The sequence below is a fragment of the Elizabethkingia argenteiflava genome, assembly GCF_009904105.1.
Classification (GTDB): Bacteria; Bacteroidota; Bacteroidia; order Flavobacteriales; family Weeksellaceae; genus Elizabethkingia; species Elizabethkingia argenteiflava.
Genome location: NZ_JAAABJ010000475.1, coordinates 38,216 through 56,738, shown reverse-complemented (window position 1 = coordinate 56,738; position 18,523 = coordinate 38,216). Strand labels below are relative to the sequence as shown.

At 38.2% G+C, this 18,523-nt stretch carries 9 protein-coding genes, 1 tRNA gene and 1 pseudogene; 7 read left to right on the top strand and 4 right to left on the bottom strand.

Features of this window, described 5'->3' with window-relative positions; all coding sequences use genetic code 11:
• Window positions 1-124: pseudogene (locus GNY06_RS15615) on the top strand (IS982 family transposase); the annotation flags it as partial.
• 513 nt (window positions 125-637) lie between these two features.
• On the opposite strand, the gene GNY06_RS05825 reads toward GNY06_RS15615, so the two are convergent.
• The 3 genes from GNY06_RS05825 to GNY06_RS05815 form a co-directional block, all read right to left on the bottom strand.
• On the bottom strand, window positions 638-880 hold the full coding sequence (locus GNY06_RS05825; RefSeq protein ID WP_166519196.1) for a hypothetical protein: 243 nt from the start codon (window positions 878-880) through the stop codon (window positions 638-640).
• Window positions 881-1,309: 429 nt separating this feature from the next.
• Entirely contained in the window at window positions 1,310-1,885 is a 576-nt protein-coding gene (locus tag GNY06_RS05820) for a GNAT family N-acetyltransferase (RefSeq protein WP_166519195.1), read from the bottom strand.
• 1,019 nt (window positions 1,886-2,904) lie between these two features.
• Window positions 2,905-2,978, bottom strand: a tRNA-Arg gene (locus tag GNY06_RS05815).
• A gap of 343 nt (window positions 2,979-3,321) precedes the next feature.
• On the opposite strand from GNY06_RS05815, the gene GNY06_RS05810 reads away from it, so the two are divergent.
• The 5 genes from GNY06_RS05810 to GNY06_RS05790 all read left to right on the top strand — a co-directional run bounded on the left by GNY06_RS05810 (window position 3,322) and on the right by GNY06_RS05790 (window position 11,468).
• Complete coding sequence (locus GNY06_RS05810; RefSeq protein WP_166519194.1) at window positions 3,322-5,016, top strand: AMP-binding protein; 1,695 nt, start codon at window positions 3,322-3,324, stop codon at window positions 5,014-5,016.
• A gap of 175 nt (window positions 5,017-5,191) precedes the next feature.
• Window positions 5,192-5,791, top strand: coding sequence for a TetR/AcrR family transcriptional regulator (locus GNY06_RS05805; protein ID WP_166519193.1), 600 nt, complete (start codon window positions 5,192-5,194; stop codon window positions 5,789-5,791).
• Window positions 5,792-5,808: 17 nt separating this feature from the next.
• On the top strand, window positions 5,809-7,149 hold the full coding sequence (locus GNY06_RS05800; protein ID WP_166519198.1) for a TolC family protein: 1,341 nt from the start codon (window positions 5,809-5,811) through the stop codon (window positions 7,147-7,149).
• Window positions 7,150-7,171: 22 nt separating this feature from the next.
• Entirely contained in the window at window positions 7,172-8,248 is a 1,077-nt protein-coding gene (locus GNY06_RS05795) for an efflux RND transporter periplasmic adaptor subunit (RefSeq protein WP_166519192.1), read from the top strand.
• Window positions 8,249-8,294: 46 nt separating this feature from the next.
• On the top strand, window positions 8,295-11,468 hold the full coding sequence (locus tag GNY06_RS05790) for an efflux RND transporter permease subunit (RefSeq protein WP_166519191.1): 3,174 nt from the start codon (window positions 8,295-8,297) through the stop codon (window positions 11,466-11,468).
• Between the two features lie 89 nt (window positions 11,469-11,557).
• On the opposite strand, the gene dnaE is transcribed toward GNY06_RS05790, so the two are convergent.
• Complete coding sequence (gene dnaE, locus GNY06_RS05785; RefSeq protein ID WP_166519190.1) at window positions 11,558-16,216, bottom strand: DNA polymerase III subunit alpha; 4,659 nt, start codon at window positions 16,214-16,216, stop codon at window positions 11,558-11,560.
• Between the two features lie 213 nt (window positions 16,217-16,429).
• Between dnaE and GNY06_RS05780 the strand changes: the two genes are divergently transcribed.
• Entirely contained in the window at window positions 16,430-18,502 is a 2,073-nt protein-coding gene (locus GNY06_RS05780) for an alpha-ketoacid dehydrogenase subunit alpha/beta (RefSeq protein ID WP_166519189.1), read from the top strand.
• Window positions 18,503-18,523: the final 21 nt, after the last annotated feature.

Sequence of the window (18,523 nt, the reverse complement as noted above, 5' to 3'; positions counted from 1 at the left end):
TGCGAAATCCTTTGATGGCTTTAAGAACAGAATATTATCTAAGATAATGGCACTGACTGTTATACAATGCATTAATAAACTAAACAATAGAAATATTAACAACTTAAAAACTCGTATTGCTTAAATCCACCACGGGTTAAATTGTATATTCTGTTAAAACAGCAATACCCTAGAATAAAAAATCTTTATAGGATTTTTTTTGATTTTTTTTCCGTAAATATATTTTTTACCACTCCTGTTAATATAAATACAATAATGAATCTGTACACAAAGGCTGAAGCATATCTATGAATTATAAACATCTTGAATTATTTGAATGACAACATTATAAATGTTTTATCAAAAAATAGAAATCAGCCCCAAAATTCTCAGTATGATATCTTTTAAAACCAAAACTTTCATAGAAGGCCATGTTTTTTAATGTAGAGTTTCCAGCAGATAGCATCTTTTTTACCTCTATAACCTCTACATGAGTTTTTATAGCCCCCCCTGCCCTTATGCTTGAGGGGTTATACCAATATGCCATAGATGGATAAAGTTTATATTTTTCGGAAGCCATTTCTTTATAAGAACTTTTGTTCTGAGAACTTTTGATTTTTTTTTATTCCAATTACATTTTTTAGTAGCTATTTTTTTTTTAAAAGACTCTAATGTCGTAGTCTATTTTTTTAAGATCCACACAAATCACACAGGCCGTTTCTTCTTCATTCATGCAAATGTATCCGGAATTTTCTCCCTTAAAAATAGAATAAGACATAAGTTTGGATATCAGGGATTCATCTTTTTTTCTTAGCATATAATTTACAGACTTATTCTCCTTAAACGCGTTGGTTAAGATTTCTTCTATCCTAGGATAATCTCTCATATTAATACTTCTCATTGCGCTTTTTTAAATTTAATAAAAAAAAATCAAATCTAGCATAGATGGTGATAGATTGACTTAATATCACTTAATATAAAAGAGGATTTATTCTGACGTTGTGTTTTATTGATTATAAGACTTATTGGCCATCACTGGTAATTACCCCCATCTCCATTAGCGCTTGAAATGCTTATATATTGGTATAGAAATTAGATCCTGAATGTGATAATAGGTGTTTTTTGATATTAGAAAAAATGGGATAGTATAACAAAAGAACACGCTCTAAGCCACAAACAAAAAGCAGATGCTGTACAAAATTTAAATAGTGTAAAAAAGGATTTACCCGTACTTACTAATTGGAGACTTTTTAAACTCGATTCAAAATTTATCCCAAGTTATGGATAGGCTGCTGTTTGAATGATGGATAAGGCTTATACCAACAGATACCTAAACATTTTTCATAAAGAAAAGAGGGAACCCCAGACTATAATTCTCCTCAAAAACACGAAAGCCTAATTTTTGATAAAAGCTTACATTTCCAATCGTTGTTGTTTCTAAAATTACAGTTTTCCCCGAGTAATAATTTATAGCTTCTGCTAACAGGTGTTTTCCAATTCCTTTACCTTGGTATGCTGTTTTAGTCGCCATCAACCATAAATGTATGTAATCTTTAGTATTATGGCTCCTTTTCAAAAGCTTTTCTCTTTTTAAAATCTTTAAAATTTTTTCAAGCCCAATCACCTGAATAACGAGTTTTAATTCTAGCATTAAACTCCTAAAATTATCTTTTTTCTTATGTATAAAAAGAATCGTTGAAGATAAATCTTCACTGAGGAATACCTTACCAAACATTAAAGCCATTCTAAATTGATATTCAAAAAGTCTTCTAAGCTTATAACATCTCTGTTTACCTGTTTCCTTACCTACAATAAAATTAATTGAATTATCAATATGGATATTTTCAAAACTATCTACTAAAATTTCTATTACTGCGTCTTCGTCTTTTTTTGAGGCTATGATCATGTTAAAAAATTTACAGAAAGCTACAAATTTTATCAGATACTAAAAACCACATAAAGAAGACGTTTATTTTCATCTGTGTTGGGTTTAACGAGATATCTGATTTTTGTAATGATTTAGTAGCTTTAGTTCATCATCTGAGTCAATACAATTATAAAATGCAGCACATTTTTTTATCTGTGATAATATAAAAATACTGGCACTGTCCTATATTAGGCAGATAAAAAAACATAATGATAGTGGTAGTTATAAAATGGGATATATATACTGTATTTAAGTAAAACTTATTATTTGAACACCTTACTCATCAAAAAGCTAATCCCTAATAACATCAAATTAGCTTTAAGAACTTTTTAGCATGAATAGATGGCTATACGAGCAAGGGCATTAAAAATTAATGACAGACAGCATCAAGCAGGTGCGCCTGATTTTATTGAACTGTGGACGACAATTTGCTTTGCGTATCCATACAATATGATAATGCCCTCCAATTCAACTAATTTTCAATTGAATGGTCCGGAGGTCTAATCTTTCAAGCGTGAGAACTTCTCCAGAAATACGAAACCAGATTTCTATCTTACTAAGATTTAATTTAATCTATTCTTTTATCAGCGGATTGTAATTGAATATGAAATTTGAAAATTTTATAAATTTTTCTTTTGTCATAATCCCATCTTGAAGAAACAAAAATAAATGATGGAATTTTCGCTTGTTGGTGCAGTAAAGATTAAAGTATGGTGAATTGTTTTTGAGTTCTTTTTCAAAAACAATAAACACCGCTTAGCAGTGATATTTAATGTATACTGTTGAAATGCTTAAAAATACTGATAAATTCCGATCATATCTAATAAAATATTACCGCTGTTTTTTTCACTATTTTTTCTCGGTAGCGGTTTTAGCCACAAAAAAAGAAATTCCTACCCCCAATACCCTTCCGTAAAAACCTCTTAAAATACTGTAATTGCCTAGCATTCTTTTGTTAATAAAAAAAGGCTACTGAAAAGTAGCCTTTTTTAACCTAGTGAACGCGGGAGGAGTCGAACCCCCAACCTTCAGAGCCGTAATCTGACGCTCTATCCAATTGAGCTACGCGTCCGTTTTAAAGGTGTGCAAATATACTACTTTTTTCCTTTCTATAAAATAATTGGGCTGTTTTTTTCCTCTATTCACAACCACATGTTATAATAACAGGCGGAGAATCGAATAAAACAGAGTCAGCTATCAATATAAAACACTCATTATAAGAAGAATTAACTTTTTATAAAAAGTATTCTTCTTATAGTTCAAAAAAAATCTGAAAAACATTTTCCTTTGCTATCGTACTCTTCAAATTATAAAAATAGTCTCTCAATTGAAAAGCGGGTAATGAGTCGCTTATTGTTTTAATTGCTTAATTTAAAGCATTGAAAGACAAAACTAATTAACAATATAATTTAAAGATGAAAGCTATTTTTTTAAAAGCCAAACAACTTATTGAAGAAGAGAACTTCCATGCCCTAAGCGATATCCAGTGCCAAAAACCCTACACATTTAATTGGGTAAAAGAAATTTTCGAAGGTATACATTTAGAGAAAACACCCGAAAAGACAGCCTTACTATGGACCGATGGTTCGCATACCCAAGCTTACAGTTTTAAGAAGCTTAGCCAAGAGGCTAACCAAATTCTTAATTTTTTACGCAAGAAAGGGGTACAACAACAAGACACCGTACTCACCCAGATGATGTTAGAACCCATCAACTGGACCATGATGCTAGCCGTCATTAAAGGAGGCTTCCAGTTAGTCCCAGCAGCAGGGATTTTGGGTATCCAAGATATCGTGTACCGATTCAAACAAATATTTCCGAGCGTGGTCTTTGCTAATCTAGATAATGCCTATAAAACGGAGGAAGCTGAAAAATTGATTGGCAAAACTATTAAAGTTAAGATTTTGGTAGATGCTAAGCGTCCTGGATGGTTCTCATTAGAGGATATATCAAAGGAAGTTAACGAAGCAGAAGCTGCGTCCACACACTCCGATGATACCTTATTTATGTTTTTCACCTCTGGTACCACAGGTTTACCGAAAATAGTATGCCACACCCACTTAAGTCAGGCTTTTGGCCACCTGGCTACTGCCAGCTGGATAGGACTTCAGGAAAACGATTTGCATTATAATATTTCGCAACCCGGCTGGGCTAAATTCTCGTGGAGTAGTTTTTTCACCCCTTGGAATATAGGATGCTGCATTTTTGCCTACCATAGCTCTGAGCGCTTTAACGCTCAAAAAACCTTGGAACAAATACAAAAACACAAAGTAACCACCCTCTGTGCTCCACCAACCGTACTACGACTATTCATTTATGAAGATTTAAAATCCTATCGCTTCAGTCTTCGCCAATGCGTGGCAGCCGGTGAACCTCTAAATCCCGAGGTGATAGAACAGTGGAAGAAATCGACGGGAATCATGATCCGAGATGGTTTCGGCCAAACGGAAACCAGTTGTATCATCGCCAACCTGCCCAATACCGCTATAAAAATAGGTTCCATGGGAAGGCCTACCTTTATGTATAAGGTGATCATTGCCGATGATAAGGGGTGTGAATTACCCATCTATGAGGAAGGTAATATCTGCTTAAAAATAGACAAAGAAGTTATAAATGGTCTTTTCAAAACCTATCTTTATGATGAAGACAAAGAACGCCAAGTCTTCAAACATGGACTTTACTATACAGGAGACAGGGCTTATAAAGATGAGGACGACTATATTTGGTTCATCGGCAGAGATGATGATCTGATTAAAGCTTCGGACTACCGCATAGGCCCCTTTGAAGTGGAAAGCGTATTAATTGAGCACCCAGCAGTAATAGAGTGTGCCGTGGTGGGATCCCCACACCCGGTAAAAGGATTGGAGGTAAAAGCTTTTGTTGTCTTAACTCAAAGTTTTAAAGCCTCCGCCGATTTAGCTCAAACACTCTTCAATTATTCACGAGAACATTTAGCCCCCTATAAAATGCCTCGAATAATAGAGTTTGTAGAAGAACTCCCCAAAACCATAAGCGGGAAAATCCGCCGTGTAGAACTACGCAAACAAGAGAAGGAAAACAAAAAAAAAGGGAGTACATCACCCCAAGAATACCTCTATCAAAAAAAATAATCTCTCTCCAGATAAAAAAAAAGTCCACTGTCTAAATACTCTTTTTAGACAGTTTTTTTATACCCAGCTCTCTTTCCTAAAGAAGACAAGCATTATTGTTTTATAAAAATGTTTAACTAAATTGTCAAACATTGTGAAAAAGTATTATATTTGCAAACAAAATTATCTAACAAAAATGTCAACAGAGATCAAAAAGGAAGATACGGAGAAACTGATTAAAGAAACCGCTAAGAAACTTTTTTTTGGAGAGGGCCACTTTAAGGCCACTACTCAGGAAATTGCAGATGCCGCAGGGGTCAACAGAACTTCTATCAATTATTACTTTAGATCCCGGGATAATCTTTTTCAGATTGTTTTTGACGAGGCTATAGATGAAATGCACAGAAACTATAGTGCTATTCTGCTTTCCGATCTTCCTTTTAAAGAAAAAATAGGATGCTGGCTAGATCAAGAATTGGCCACAGCCCTTACCCACCCTTTTCTGAAAATTTATGTGGTCACCCAACTGACCCACCAATGTAAGAAGATGGCAAATAAAGAACATTTGGATTATGTAATAAGAGTATTGGGAAAGGAATTGCAGGAAGAAATAAAGAAAGGTAATATAAAGCCTATATCGCCTGTTCAGTTTATGCTGAATATGTCGTCTCTTATTTCCTTCCCAACTTGCATGCGCCCCTTACTTCAAGAATCTTTTCAGCTAACCGACAGTCAATTTGAACAAATTCTTAAAGAAAGAAAACAAGTAATACTGGATAGTTTATTTATCCGTTAAGATTAAATTGAATTATGATGAATAGAAGAAATAACTTGATTGTAGCCCTGCTTTTGCTGGGCGCACTTCAAGGGAAAGCACAGCAGGTGGTAAGCCTTACGGAGGCCTTACAATACGCCTTGCAAAATAAGGCTGATGCCTTAAAAGCCCAATTGGATATTCGCAATGCAGATTTTCAGATTGCAGAGGCCAAATCCGGAGCTCTGCCTTCTCTAAAGGCGACTGGCGCTTTAAATTACAATCCTATCCTACAAAAAACACCCCTACCCGGCGAACTCATGGGCAAGCCAGGCACGGTGATCATGCTTCCAGCGGGACAAAAATGGAACTCTAATATTGGTGCTAATCTACAACAAGCTCTTTTTAACCAACAAGTTTTTATCGGCCTAAAAGCGGCTAAAACTACAAAAGAGTTTTATCAAATCAACAAACAGCTCACCGATGAACAACTGATTGAGAATGTTGCTACAGCCTATTATAAAGTTTTTTCTGAACAGCAAAAACTCGACATCATCAACAGCAGTTATCAGAGTACCCTAAAGATCAGAAATATTATTAAAAGTCTTTATGAAAATGGCCTTGCCAAAAAGATTGATTTAGACCGTACCCATGTTAACCTGACCAATCTGGAAACCAACCGCGCCCAAATGAAAAATGCGGTAACCTTACAGGAAAATGCCCTGAAATTCTATATGGGAATGCCTATTGAAACGGATATAACACTTGTAAAAGATGCTATTGAAGTGGACCCTCAATTATGGGCCGACCAGATGGAAAACCAACATAGAACCGAAATTAAGCTATTGGAAAAAAGAAAAGAATTGTTAGGCTACCAAGTAAAAGCAGCAGAAGCGGATTACTATCCTACCCTTTCTTTAGTAGGCAATTACACATGGCAAGGTCTCGGTCCTAAACTTCCCATAGGTCTGGGAAGTCGCCAAGGGGTATACTGGTCGGATTATGCTTCGGTAGGGCTATCTTTAGGCTTTTCTATTTTTAATGGATTTCAGACCAAAGCCAAAATAGATCAGGCCAAAATTCAATTGGAAAATTTAGACCAAGATTTAAAAGATACACAGCTGCGGATGGATCTGGAATATCACAATGCTAAGGCCCAAATAGAAAATAGCATAGAGGCGATAAAAAATCAGGAAGCCAATGTAAAACTCGCCCAAAGCGTACTGGATGATACCCGCAATAACTATCAATACGGTCTGGCGACCTTAACGGAGTTACTCGATGCAGAAAACGCCTTGTTACAAGCAAAAAACAACTACTCCAATTCGCTACTCGACTACAAAATCGCCGAAATACAACTCCACAAATCAAAAGGAGAACTCAAGAGCTTAATAAAATAATAAATGATTAAACCCTAGTGAAATGAAAATTGGTAAAACAATACTTTATATGCTGATAGCTGCCGGACTTTTAGGAGGGGGCGCTTATATAATTAACCAGAATCAAAAAAAGACCCATCAAAAAACAGCCATTATTGCCAGTCGTAATGCCTCGGTACCCGTCAATATAACGACGGTAGATTTTGAGCACCTCAACATAGATTATTCTTCAAATGGGATATTTGCCCCTTGGCAAAGCCTATCCCTGTCCTCAGAAATCAGTGGGAGAATTGTACGGGTACTGGCAAAAGAAGGTGACTTTGTTCGGGTAGGGCAAACACTGGCTACCATAAAAAAAGAGGCTTTAGAAGTAGACTATTCTAACGCTTCGGCCACTTACCAAAATGCTGTAGCCGATAACCAACGCTATGAAAATGCTTATAAAACAGGAGGGGTGACCAAGCAGCAATTGGACCAATCCCGATTGCAACTAAAAAATGCGAAAAATGCCCTGGAACAAGCCCATATAAAAGTGGGAGATACCAATGTGAAAGCAAGCATCAGTGGATATATTAACAAAAAATATATAGAACCTGGCTCTATGGTCTCACCCGGAGCGTCTTTATTTGATATTGTAAATGTTTCCCAACTAAAACTACAGGTAAGCGTTAATGAAAGGGAGGTTTCTACACTTAAAATAGGCGATCAGGTAAAAGTAAAAGCCAGTGTTTATCCGGATAAAGATTTTTATGGAAGGGTATCTTTTATCGCTCCCTTAGCCAATTCTTCGCTTAACTTCCCCGTAGAAATTAGTGTAGATAACAATGCCAATCATCTGCTAAGAGCCGGAATGTACGGCACCGCTGTTTTTTCTCGTAAAGATACAGGTGTACAACACGCTTATATGGTTATCCCAAAAGATGCTTTTGTGAATGGTGTAAGCAGTAATAAGGTCTTTGTAGTACAAAAAGATAATAGCGTAAAATTAACCTCTGTGGTAAGTGGAAGAGTTTTTGGCGATAAAATAGAGATTATTAGCGGGCTAAACTCCGGAGACCGCGTGGTCATCAGCGGCCAAATTAATCTTAACGACGGAACCCTAGTCTCCATTATAAAATAGAGAATATCGCACAAGAGCGATTCCAGTCCAACTAAAATAAAAGAATGTGAAATTAGCAGAAATATCCATAAAACGTCCCACCCTTATCATTGTATTGTTCACTATACTCACCTTAGGGGGGATACTGGCATACTCCTCTATGGGGTATGAACTGATTCCAAAATTTGAAATTAATGTAGTAAGCGTTTCTACCATATATCCGGGAGCTTCACCCTCGGAGGTAGAAACCACGGTGACTAAAAAAATTGAAGATGCAGTCTCCTCACTCGAAAACGTTAAAAAAGTAGAGGCCAAATCCTTTGAAAGCCTCTCTTTGGTTACGATTACACTGAATGCCGGCACCAATACCGATGATGCTCTAAACGATGCTCAAAGGAAAATTAATGCCATTATTGCAAAGTTTCCAAAAGATGTAAAGGCTCCCTCTTTACAAAAATTTTCACTGAGCGATGTCCCCATTATTACAGCGGGAGCTACCGCCAATCTTAACAGCGCTGAATTTTATGATCTTTTGGACAAAAAAATTCAGCCCATACTTTCAAGGGTAAAAGGTGTGGCTAAAGTAAATTTAATCGGAGGACAGGAAAGGGAGATTAAAATTAATTTAGACAAAGATAAACTAGAAGGATATGGCCTCTCCATAAACCAAGTGCAACAAGCCATCCTAAGTTCGAATGTCGATTTTCCGACCGGAAATGTAAAAACACGGGAAAACACGACTACTATACGACTATCTGGAAAATACAAAAGTACAGAAGAACTCTCCAATTTAGTAATTAGTAATAAAGACGGGAGCCAAGTGCGCCTCTCAGATGTCGCCTTTGTAGAAGATACTCAAAAGGATATAGAAAAAGTCGCCAGAATTGATAGAAATCCAGCTATTCTGCTGCAGGTTATTAAGCAATCCGACGCCAATGCTGTAGAGGTTAGTGAACTCATCCGGAAGAGTATCGCCAAGATCGAAAAAGATTACGCCCAACAAGGAGTAAAACTCAATATAGTAAACGATACATCTACCTTTACCCTTACAGCAGCAGAAAATGTTACACACGACTTGTTTATCGCTATTATTCTGGTAGCTGTCGTTATGCTTTTATTTTTACACAGCATTCGTAACGCCTTTATCGTAATGGTTTCTATTCCCTTATCATTAGTCGCTACCTTTATCGGTATGGCACTCATGGGCTATACCCTCAATCTGATGAGCTTATTAGGACTTTCCCTTGTGGTGGGCATACTGGTAGATGATGCTATCGTGGTGTTAGAAAATATTTACCGACATATGGAAATGGGAAAAAATAAGGTGAGAGCTGCCTATGATGCCACCGCTGAAATAGGACTCACCGTAACTTCCATAACCTTAGTGATTGTAGTCGTATTCCTGCCTATAGCTATGAGTACAGGATTGGTATCCAATATTATTTCACAGTTCTGTGTCACCGTAGTGATAGCCACCCTACTCTCCTTGCTCACCTCTTTCACGATCGTGCCGTGGCTCTCTTCTCGTTTTGGGAAACTCGTGCACCTGACCGGAAAAAACACCTTTGAGCAGTTTATTCTGGGATTTGAAAAACAACTGGACAAATTTACCCACTGGATTTCAGGATTATTATCCTGGTGCTTAAAAAGCAAGTGGACCAAAATCAGCACGGTAGCTGCGGTAATTTCAATATTTATTATATCCTTGGGTTTAATGAAATTTATCGGCGGTGAATTCTTTGCTAAAATTGATAAAGGAGAATTTTTGGTACAGATAGAATTGCCTAAAGATGCCTCTATAGAAAAAACCAATTTTATAACCCAGAAAGCCGAAAATTACTTATCCCAGAAACCGGAAGTGGTTAAGATGATCACCACAATCGGCCAACAGAGTGATGGATTCGGAGGGGCTCAGGCTACAGCTTACAAATCAGAGATAGATGTGATTCTGGTGGATAATACAAAAAGAGCGGATAACTCATTCGTATATGCTGCAAAAATTAAAAATGAACTGGCGAATATACTCATTGGTGCTAAAATAAAAACCGTACCCATGGGTCTTATGGGAGCCGAACAATCCCCTATCTCATTGGTCGTTACTGGGCCGGACTTAAAGAGCATCACTGAGTTTGCAGAACAAGCTATGGCACAGTTAAAAACCATACGAGGAGCTTCCGAAGTCCAATTATCGTCTGAAGGGGGAAATCCGGAAATCAATGTCGCCATTGATAGAGATAAAATGGCTTTACTAGGTCTCAACATTCAGGAGGTAGGTCTCACGATGCAAACCGCATTTAGTGGGAATACAGATGGTAAATTCCGATCAGGTGATTATGAATATGATATCAATATTCGCTTCAACCAGATGAACCGATCCAATATAGAAGATGTAAAAAACATGAACTTTATCAATAATAAAGGCGAAAAAGTAAAATTAGCCCAGTTTGCTAATATCACGGAGAGTTCGGGTCCTAGTTTTCTGGAAAGAAGAGACAAATCCCCATCGATAACGATTAAAGCTCAAAGTGTTGGCGTACCTACAGGGAGTATCGCAAATGAATGGGAAGCTAAGTTTTCAAAGCTAAAAAGACCTGCCGGCGTTAATTATATATGGAGCGGTGATATGGAAAATCAAAGCGAAGGATTTGGTACTTTAGGGATTGCACTTATGGCTGCTATTATCTTAGTTTACCTGGTTATGGTCGCTTTATACGATAGCTTTATCTATCCTTTTGTAGTTTTGTTTTCTGTTCCTTTATCCATTATCGGAGTATTGGTAATCTTAGCCCTCACTAATAATTCCCTGAATGTATTTACCATCCTGGGGATGATTATGCTGATTGGTCTGGTTTGTAAAAACGCCATTATGTTAGTCGATTTTGCCAACCATAGGAAACAGGCCGGTGAAAACACCTTCAATGCTTTAATACAAGCCAACCACGCCAGGTTACGCCCTATTCTGATGACTACTATTGCCATGGTTATCGGCATGATACCTATCGCCTTAGCTAAAGGTGCTGCAGCAGAAATGAACAATGGTTTGGCATGGGTAATTATCGGAGGGCTTATCTCCTCTTTATTTCTTACCCTCATTTTTGTACCAGTGATATATTCTATTTTCGATAGTCTTATCGCACGCTTTTCCAAAAAAGAGAAAGTTGATTATGAACAAGAAATGACCGCCGATTACACTCCTCTAGAAGTGAGTGATGATGGGTTTACGCCCAAACATAACCATTAATAATCGTTATAAAAAAACTCCGGTCATAAATTGCGACCGGAAGTTTTTTTATACTTTTTTCCTTTCTTAAGAGATATCGGTTTATCTGTTTAATTCAGAAAAAGCTCATATTTCTTATACTCGTGCAAAAGCTGAAGGATTTCGGTATTGATATTTACAGTGGTTTGCATAGCGGTGAGCTCTACAAAATAATTATCCACAGGATCTTTCAGATAAAAATTCAGCTTGTGGACACCTTTATTCCGAGTAAAAGTGCGCCTGAAAAATTCTATATCCTCCTCATCTACCGCATTGAAAGGTACCACCAGCGAAAGCTGATGTGCATAACGATCAAAAGCTTCCCTTAAATCGATGACCTCGGTAACGTTTACATACAAACGATCAAAATCCTTAGAGGGTGCAAATTTTAATTTAAAGATCACAAAACGATGTTCTCCCAAATATTCCCGAAAATGCATATAATCCTTATCATTGAGCCTAAAAGAATAGGATCCCGTATAATCTTCTAAAGTAACAAATGCCACTTTGGTACCACTCTCATAACCATCCCGTATAGTATATTCTGTAATCAAGCCGGCCACCATATATTCTTTGGAACGATCATTTCCTTTGTTTCGAAATTTTTTCTCTTTGAGTTTTACAATTTCGGCTGGTGTCAAAGGGATATAGTCCCTTTGGAGGATAAAATCTTTATATGCATCTATTTCATCTAAATTCAGAAAATTAAATTTACCTTTAGGATCCACTTTTTTGGTCACTTCCTCTACCAGCTCTTCCGGATTCTCGCCTGCTATATCTTCTGTAAAGTCGATGTCTGCAGCTACCTGATCCGGATCATCTGATATCGCTTTTTCCACAACCGATATAGGATCCAAATCCTCCTCAATCTTCTTATGCACCACCGATTTTTTACTCAATGCCCCCTGAATAAATTTGTATTGATAATAAAATTCATCCAATGGGTGAGCAGAAAGGTAGAATCCTATGGCTTCTTTCTCCCGATTGAGCTTATACATATTCTGCCACTCCGGCGCAGAATTTATTTTAGGTCTTTCGATCTGTACCTCTTCCGCAAAATCGGCAAAAAGAGAAAACTCCATAGAGTTTTTTTGATCCTGAAAACTACTGCTGTATTTCAGTAAGCGTTCAATATTGGTTTTACCCGTGGTGTCTACATCAAAATACTGAGCCCGATGATAAATATCCAATTCGTCAAAAGCACCTGCAAAAACTAAACTCTCAATCACTCTTTTGTTGAGTTGCGCCGAAGGCATTCTCTCAAAAAAACTATATACATCGCTAAATCTGCCGCTTTTTTTTCTTTCTTTACAAATAGCCTCTGACGGGCCTTCTCCTATACCCTTTATAGCCCCAAGCCCAAAGCGAATCTGACCTTTGTCATTAACAGCAAATTCATATTCGGATTCGTTTACCGAGGGGCCTAAAACATCTACCCCCATGGCCTGACAATCCTCCATAAACAAGGTTATCTGCTTCGTATTGTTAATATTGTTGCTCATCACACTGGCCATGTATTCCGCAGGATAGTTGGCTTTTAAATATGCAGTATGATAAGCGATATAAGCATAACAGGTGGAATGGGATTTATTAAAAGCATATTCTGCAAAAGCCTCCCAGTCTTTCCATATTTTGCGCAGCTTTTCTTCATCCAGATTATTTTTGTTACCGCCTTCTATAAATTTAGGAAACATCTTGTCTAACACCGCCTTTTGCTTTTTCCCCATCGCCTTTCTCAAAGTGTCGGCTTCACCTTTGGTAAAGTTGGCCAATTTTTGCGAAAGCAGCATTACCTGCTCCTGATAAACCGTAATACCATAGGTTTCTTTCAGATATTCTTCTGTCTCGGGTAAATCGTATATAATTTCTTCTAAGCCGTGCTTACGATTAATAAAGTTCGGGATATACTTGATGGGACCCGGCCGATACAAGGCATTCATGGCAATGAGATCTGCAAATACCGTCGGCTTGAGTTCTCGCATATATTTTTGCATGCCCACCGATTCATATTGGAAAATACCTATGGTTCTGCCCTCCTTAAAAAGCTGATAGGTTTTAGCATCGTCCAGCGGAATCTCGTCTGGGATAATTTCTATACCATGTCTATTTTTAATAAGCTTAATGGCATCTTTAATAATTGTCAGAGTTCGCAGTCCTAAAAAGTCCATCTTCAAAAGCCCTGCGCTTTCGGCTACAGAGTTATCAAACTGGGAGACCAAAATATCCGCATCTTTAGCCGCAATGGTCACCGGAACCAGATTGCTAATATCCTCGGGAGTAATAATAACCCCACAGGCATGAATTCCCGTATTTCGGATACAGCCTTCCATTTTATAAGCGCTGTCTAAAACCTGAAAACGAGCATCATCAGGATTATTAAGTATCGTTCTTACTTCTCCTACTAGAGGTAGATCCTCACTCTTAAATTTTTTAGAGTCCGACTTCATCACCTTGGCGATATTCATACCTGGCGTGTTGGGAATCAGTTTGGCTATATTATTGGTTTCCGGAATAGATACATCCAGAACCCTTCCAGCATCTTTAATCGCGGATTTCCCCCCCAGAACGGAATAGGTAATAATCTGAGCGACCTGGTTTTTCCCGTATTTTTCGATAACCCATTTGATAATCCGATCGCGACCTTCATCATCAAAGTCTATATCGATATCGGGCATGGAAATTCTTTCTGGATTCAAAAAACGCTCAAAAAGCAGATCATACTTGATAGGATCTACGTTGGTAATCCCTATGCAATATGCCACGGCAGAACCCGCAGCAGAACCCCTTCCCGGACCGACGGAGACCCCCATGTTTTTTGCTTCGTTGCAAAAATCCTGTACAATGAGGAAGTAACCTGGATAGCCTGTTTTGGCAATGATATCCAATTCAAAATCCAGTCTTTCTTTTATTTCATCTGTAATTTCAGCATATCTCTTGCGGGCGCCTTCATAGGTCAGGTGGGTAAGATAGTTCATCTCCCCGCGCTTTCCCCCATCCTCTGTATCTTGGGGATCCTGAAATTCGTCTGGAATCTCAAATTTTGGAAGAAGCACATCTCTTTTCAAGCGGTAAGCGGTAAACTTATGGAGAAATTCATCATAGGCCTCAAAGGCATGGGGATACATGTGAAAAGCCTGCTTCACCTCCTCTCTATTTTTCAAGTAAAACTGATCGCTATTCAGCCCCTTTCTCCTACCAAATCCCTTCCCCACGGGAGTGGAAAGCTTTTCCCCGTCTTTAATGCAAGAAACGATATCCTGTATTTTCGCATCCGATTTCTTAGGGTAATAAGTCTCATTCTGAGCTAATATTTTAACCTTATAGCGATCCGAAAACCTGAGCAAAATATCATTTACATATTTTTCTTCATCCAGCTGATGATTCTGGAGCTGGATATAGAAGTCTTCACCAAATTCTTCCAACCACCATCTAAACACCTCTTCACCTCGCTGCTCTCCCAATTCTAAAATAGTAGACGGGACTTCACAGGATAAACTCCCGGTTAGCGCTATAAGGTTTTCTTTATACTGAGAGATTAGTGCCCGACTAACCCTAGGTACACCTGCGTAAAATCCATCTTTAAAGCCTATAGAAGAAAGTTTGACCAAATTTTTATAACCTTCAAAGTTTTTCGCCAATAAGACGACCTGAGTTCTTCTATCAGGATCGTCTTTGGTAAATTGCTTTTGCTGATAACGCTCCGAGATATAAAGTTCCAGCCCCAAAATAGGGGTTAAAAATTGGGCTTTTATAATCTCATCGTAATCTTGAGGTTTTTCATCTGCTTCATCTGCCTGCTGCTTTTTTTGTTTTAAACCTTCGTTATATTTCTCTACCGCTTCTATAAACTTAAAAGCCCCCATCATATTCCCCAAATCGACTAGACCTACTGCAGGAAAGTGATTTTGTACAGCCACGGATACCAAATCACTTAAACTAGTGGTCGCCTGTAAGGTAGAATAAATACTATGGTTATAAAAATGGAAAAAACTTCCTATATTGAGATCATCTGTTTCCCCAGTATCTGCATTTTTTTTACGTTTCTTAGCATCTGCAACCTGACGGCGAATTAAAATATCAAAAGGCTTGAAAACTTGAGGATTATGTTCTTTAAAGGCTTTCATCTTAGCTTCATCAAAGAAGATTTTATCCAAAGGATAAACTTCTCTCCTCATCATTTCAAAGAAAGCCTGTGCCGTAGCATTCACATCCGCAGCCGCATTATGAGCTTCGTCAAATTTATGACCGAACAATTTTTCGGAAAGTTCCTCCAGTTTAGGAGACTTAAATCTTCCCCCGCGTCCTCCAGGCAACTGACAGACATTGGTACCAAACACCATGGTATCTACAATAGGCTTCGCCTGAAGCCCATCTTCTAAGTTCTTACGTAAGAATTCGGCCCCTACGATACTGTAATCGAAACTTACATTATGGCCCGCAACAATTTTTGTCTTTTTTAATACAGCATTAAACTCCTGGAGTACCTCTTTTAGATCACGACCTTCCCGCATGGCCATTTCGGTGGAAATACCATGGATGCGATAAGCATTAAAGGGAATATCATAGCCTTCCGGCTTAATAATATAATCCTGATTCTCAATAAGATTACCATAATCATCATGTAACTGCCATGCGATCTGAACCATACGCGGCCAATTATCAAAATCGGTTAAAGGCGCATTAAAATTCCGGGGTAAACCAGTCGTTTCAGTATCAAAAATCAAGAACATAAACCAAAGAAATTTGAGTAAAATTACGAAAAAAAGAGGATGCAAAAAAAGTTTCTGGATCAGCTGTTTTTAATGAATGTAGTCGCTTTAACAGCCTTATTGACAAAGTCAATGACGGGAGCAGACCTGTAAAAACAGTAAAAAACTGATAACCTGTGAAATAAATCAATCAACAAGGTTGCGTGTGAAAAAATTATAGCTATATTTGTTAGCATGAGGCCCGACACATTACCATCCCTGAGTATGAAAATATTAAGGCAAGCTTTTGAAGATATGATGAAAGCTAAGGCTATGTCTTTTTTATACGATGAGAAAAAACAAATATGCAAATACGTCCACAGCAATTCCCGCGGCCATGAAGCTATTCAGCTAGCTACCGCCTATCATCTTCAAAAAGACGACTGGATTAGTCCTTACTATCGAGATGAAAGTCTGCTTTTAGGAATGGGATATACCCCCTATCAGCTAATGTTACAACTTCTTGCTAAAGGTGAGGATATCTTTTCCGGGGGTAGATCCTACTATATACACCCTTCCAGGAAAACCGACAACACTCCGAAAATCATCCACCAAAGTAGTGCCACAGGCATGCAAGCAATTCCTACTACAGGTATTGCACAAGGTATTCAATATATAGAGCACTTTAATTTACAGGACTACTCTACCCCCCCTGTCGTGGTGTGTAGTTTTGGAGATAATAGCATTACGGAAGGTGAGGTAAGTGAAGCTTTTCAGTTTGCCGGACTCCACCAACTTCCCATTTTATTCCTAGTACAAGATAATGACTGGGGTATTTCTACCACTGCCGAAGAGGCTCGTGCACAAGATGCTTATGAGTTTATTTCCGGCTTTAAAGGCATACAAAGAATGCGTGTGGATGGAACCGATTTTATAAAGTCCTACACCGCTATGAACACAGCATTTGCGTATGTCAGAAACCAGAGAAAACCTCTATTAGTCTGTGCAAAAACGGTTTTAATAGGTCATCATACCTCAGGGGTTAGAAAGGAAATGTACCGCCCCTTGGAAGACCTTGCTAAACATGAAACTCAAGACCCAGGGAAAAAATTACGTACCTATCTTTTGGAAGCAGGCTACAGTGAAAATACACTCTATGATATTGAAAAAAGCACTGAACAAAGTGTCCGCGCAGACTTTCAAAGGGCACTCGAGGCTAAAGATCCTGCTGTTGAAGACGTAAACAAATATGTTTTTGCTCCCACACCTATTACTGAGGAGCAAGGAGAACGAGAGCCTAAAAATGGACAAAAAATCCTGATGATCGATGCCGCTATACATGCCATACAAGAATTGATGTCCAAAAATCCTGAAGCCCTACTCTATGGTCAGGATGTGGGTGAGCGTATTGGAGGGGTTTTTCGGGAAACCGTTACTTTAGCTACAAAATTCGGATCCCGCCGGGTTTTTAATACACCTATCCAAGAAGCCTATATTATAGGTTCCACGGTGGGGATGAGTGCTGTAGGGCTAAAACCTATTGTAGAAATTCAATTTGCAGATTACATATACACGGGAATTAACCAACTGATCACGGAAATTTCCAAATCCTGCTACTTAAGTCTCGGAAAGTTTCCGGTTAGCACGGTTATAAGGGTTCCAATAGGGGCCTACGGAGGAGGAGGTCCTTATCATAGCGGCAGTATAGAAAGCCTTCTGGCTTCTATTAAAGGAATTAAAATCGCCTATCCGAGCAATGCTGCAGATTTTAAAGGCTTATTTAAAGCGGCTTTTTATGATCCTAACCCCGTAATTCTTCTAGAGCACAAAGGACTATACTGGTCGAAAGTCGCCGGAACACAAGATGCCCAAACCGTTGAGCCTGCAGAAAATTACATCTTGCCATTGGGACAGGCCACTAGCATACTCAAGGCTTCTGAGGAGCAAATAACCAAAGGCCTATCTTTATGTATTATTACCTATGGAATGGGAATTTACTGGGCTAAAGAAGCGGCCAAGCACTTTACAGAGCGCATAGAAATCGTAGACCTTAGAAGCCTTATTCCTCTTGATGAAGCTTATGTATACTCTGTGGTTCAGAAACACGGTAAATGCATTGTACTCACAGAAGAGCAATTACAAAATTCCTTCGCCGAGGCGTTAAGCGCGAGAATCTCCCAAGCCTGTTTCAAATATTTAGATGCTCCCGTTACCCCGGTCGGAGCATTAAATATTCCTGCCATACCTCTCAATATAAATTTGGAGAGGGAGGCTCTGCCCAATGCAGAAAAACTCAAAGAGGTTATACATCAATTATTCGCATACTAATCTGCAATCTTTAACTAAATA

Bases quoted from the DNA above. Each gene is read 5' to 3' on its own strand.
- GNY06_RS05780 (WP_166519189.1), top strand. From the start codon at position 16,430: ATGAGGCCCGACACATTACCATCCCTGAGTATGAAAATATTAAGGCAA.
- GNY06_RS05805 (WP_166519193.1), top strand. From the start codon at position 5,192: ATGTCAACAGAGATCAAAAAGGAAGATACGGAGAAACTGATTAAAGAA.
- GNY06_RS05820 (WP_166519195.1), bottom strand. From the start codon at position 1,885: ATGATCATAGCCTCAAAAAAAGACGAAGACGCAGTAATAGAAATTTTA.
- GNY06_RS05810 (WP_166519194.1), top strand. From the start codon at position 3,322: ATGAAAGCTATTTTTTTAAAAGCCAAACAACTTATTGAAGAAGAGAAC.
- dnaE (WP_166519190.1), bottom strand. From the start codon at position 16,216: ATGTTCTTGATTTTTGATACTGAAACGACTGGTTTACCCCGGAATTTT.
- GNY06_RS05825 (WP_166519196.1), bottom strand. From the start codon at position 880: ATGAGAAGTATTAATATGAGAGATTATCCTAGGATAGAAGAAATCTTA.
- GNY06_RS05795 (WP_166519192.1), top strand. From the start codon at position 7,172: ATGAAAATTGGTAAAACAATACTTTATATGCTGATAGCTGCCGGACTT.
- GNY06_RS05800 (WP_166519198.1), top strand. From the start codon at position 5,809: ATGAATAGAAGAAATAACTTGATTGTAGCCCTGCTTTTGCTGGGCGCA.